At 63.5% G+C, this 2,639-nt stretch carries 2 protein-coding genes; both read left to right on the top strand.

Translation table 11 applies throughout. The annotated features are described in order from the left end of the window. Positions 1 to 196: 196 nt before the first annotated feature. Positions 197 to 1,729, top strand: coding sequence for an IS21 family transposase (gene istA / locus ACT3TS_RS19525; RefSeq protein WP_444533193.1), 1,533 nt, complete (start codon positions 197 to 199; stop codon positions 1,727 to 1,729). Then, positions 1,726 to 2,505 (top strand): IS21-like element helper ATPase IstB, encoded by a 780-nt coding sequence (gene istB, locus ACT3TS_RS19520; RefSeq protein ID WP_444533192.1) that lies wholly within the window; start codon positions 1,726 to 1,728, stop codon positions 2,503 to 2,505. Before istA ends, istB begins: the two co-directional genes overlap by 4 nt. Positions 2,506 to 2,639 lie beyond the last annotated feature (134 nt).

Raw genomic sequence — 2,639 nt, 5'->3', positions numbered from 1 at the left:
TGTTAGCGGCCATGAAAAACTGCCCATAGGCGGCCACGTAACTGCCCACTGATGGCCAGTAGAAATGCCCATTGGTGGCCATGAGATCTGCCCACTCTTTTTTCTAGCATCGCCGTGTTGTTAACGGCGGGAGCCCCTTCCTGGGGTTTGATGTCGGTGTCTAGTCGCACCAAACCAAACCAGGAAGAGGCTCTGTATGAAGTCTGACGGAGAAATCATGGAAATTCTTGAAGCGTATGATCACACGCAGTCGTTTCGCGCCGCAGCCGTGCTCGCTGGCTGCTCGCACCACACCGTTGCCAAGCACATCGCAGCCCGTAATGCCGGCCGACCGATGGCAGAACCAGTGGCCCGGGACAAGGTCACCGACGAGTACCTGCCCGTGATCGAGGAGCTCGTGGATAAGACGCGGGGCCGGATCCGGGCCGATGTCACCCACCAGAAGCTGGTAGGCATGGGCTACGAAGGCTCGGAGCGTTCCACCCGCCGCGCCGTGGCCCAGGTCAAGGCCGCATGGAAGCTCGGGCGGGTGCGCGTGCACCGGCCGTGGGTGACCCAGCCTGGCGGCTGGCTACAATATGATTTCGGAGATGGCCCCTATATTGACGGGGTGAAGACGGTGTTGTTCGTGGCGTGGCTGGCCTGGTCGCGGTTCCGGATTGTCATCGCGTTACGGGACCGGACAGCACCGAGTGTGTTCGCCGCCCTGGATAGGTGCTTCCGCATCGCTGGCGGGGCCCCAACCTACATTTTGACCGACAATGAAAAGACGGTGACTGTTTCGCATGTGGCCGGGGTGCCGGTGAGGAACCTGCAGACCGTTGATTTTGCCCGCTACTACGGGGTGACCGTGTTGACGTGCCAGCCGGCGGATCCAGCTTCCAAGGGCGGGGTGGAGAACGCGGTGAAGGTCGCTAAGGCCGACATCGTGCCCAGGGACACGAACCTGCGCGAAGAGTACGGCTCCTTCGCCGAGCTGGAGGCCGCGTGTGAGGAGTTCATGGTGCACATCAATGCCCGTGAGCACCGGGCGACCAAGCGTAAACCGGCGGTAATGCTCGCCGAGGAAGTCCTGCGCCTGCACCGGGTTCCGGATGACGCCCACACGGTCTCCTTCGGGCTGGCACGCACCGTGCCGCCGAACACGCCCATGGTCACGTTCAACAACGCCATGTACTCCGTCCCGTCGCATTTGTTGGGGCAGAGGGTATTCGTCCGCTCCCACGGTGCAGGCCCGGATGAGAAAGTCATCATCGTTAACCACACTCCTGCCGGCCCGGTGGAGGTCGCCCGCCACGGCAGGGCACGCCCGGGAAGCCCGGCGATCAACGACGAGCACTTCCCCGGACATGTGGAGAAGATCCCCGGGGACTACACGCCACGGGCCCGCACCGGCGCCGAGGCGGAGTTCCTGGCCATCGGCGGCGGCGCCGTGGCCTGGTTGAAGGAAGCCGCCGTGGTCGGCACCTCACGGATGAACCAGAAAATGGCTGAAGCTGTCTCGCTGGCGAAGATCGCCGGTGTCATTGATGTTGACCGGGCACTGGGAACCGCGGCGATCCACGGCCGCTTCGCCCACGGGGATCTTTCCTCAATCCTGCAGGCAGGCCGGACCAGCACCACCACCCACGCCGCCAGCGAGGAGACGTCTCTGACGCAGGGCACCGGCGCCTGGGCCGCCATCACCTCCACCACAACCGCCACCACCCGTAACGAGGTAAAGCCGTGAACCCACTCAACACCACCGCCGCGGCACTGCCGGCGGATATTGAAGCCATGATGCGTTCTTTGAAGATGCCCCACGCCCGTGCTCTGGCACCGGAACTCGTCGCCACCGCCCGCGCCCAGCGATGGGAACCAACCGAGGTCATCAAAGCGCTCTTCGCCGAGGAAATCCGTGGCCGGGCCGCCTCGATGCTCGCCACGAGGCGCAAAGCTGCCGGGTTCCCAACCGGGAAAACCTTCGATGTCTGGGACCCCGCCGCTTCCTCGATTCCAGCCCCTACCCAGCAAGCCCTACGGACCCTGGAATGGATCCGGCGCGGGGAAAACCTTGTCGTCTGTGGGCCCTCCGGCACCGGGAAAACCTTCTTCCTTGAAGCCTTGGGCCAACAGGCGGTGGAGGAAGGGCTGCGCGTGGCCTGGTTCCGGCTCGAGGACCTCGGTCAGCTCATCCGTGCCCATCGCACCGATGACAGCGTCACGAAAGCCGTCACCCGGGTGCTGCGCGCCGATTTGGTCGTGGTTGACGACATCGGGCTGCTGCCCGTGGGAACGGACGCCGCCGAAGGGCTATACCGGGTCGTGGATGCCGCCTACGAGAAACGCTCCATTGCGATTTCCTCCAATCTGCACCCCGCAGGCTTCGACGAGCTCATGCCCAAGACGCTGGCAACGGCGACGGTAGACCGGCTGCTGCATCATGCCCATGTCTGCCAGACCAGTGGAGATTCCGTCAGGCTGACCCAGGCCCTGGCAGGAAAGGGAGTGGCGCAACTGAGCTAAAACACCGAACCAGTATGGCCAACCACAAATCTATATTTGCGGGCAGATCTTATGGCCATATCCGGGCATTTTTGCTGGCCACCAGCGGGCAGATAACCTGGCCGCTGGTGGGCAGAAGCTCATGGCCCTTGACA

Origin of the sequence: Specibacter sp. AOP5-B1-6 (assembly GCF_052376555.1) — a bacterium.
In the GTDB taxonomy this organism is placed as follows: Bacteria; Actinomycetota; Actinomycetes; order Actinomycetales; family Micrococcaceae; genus Specibacter.
The sequence above is the reverse complement of the archived record's forward strand: the minus strand, read 5'-3'. Positions and strand labels throughout refer to the sequence as shown.

Coding starts and splice junctions, on each gene's coding strand:
- istA (WP_444533193.1), top strand. CDS start 197: ATGAAGTCTGACGGAGAAATCATGGAAATTCTTGAAGCGTATGATCAC.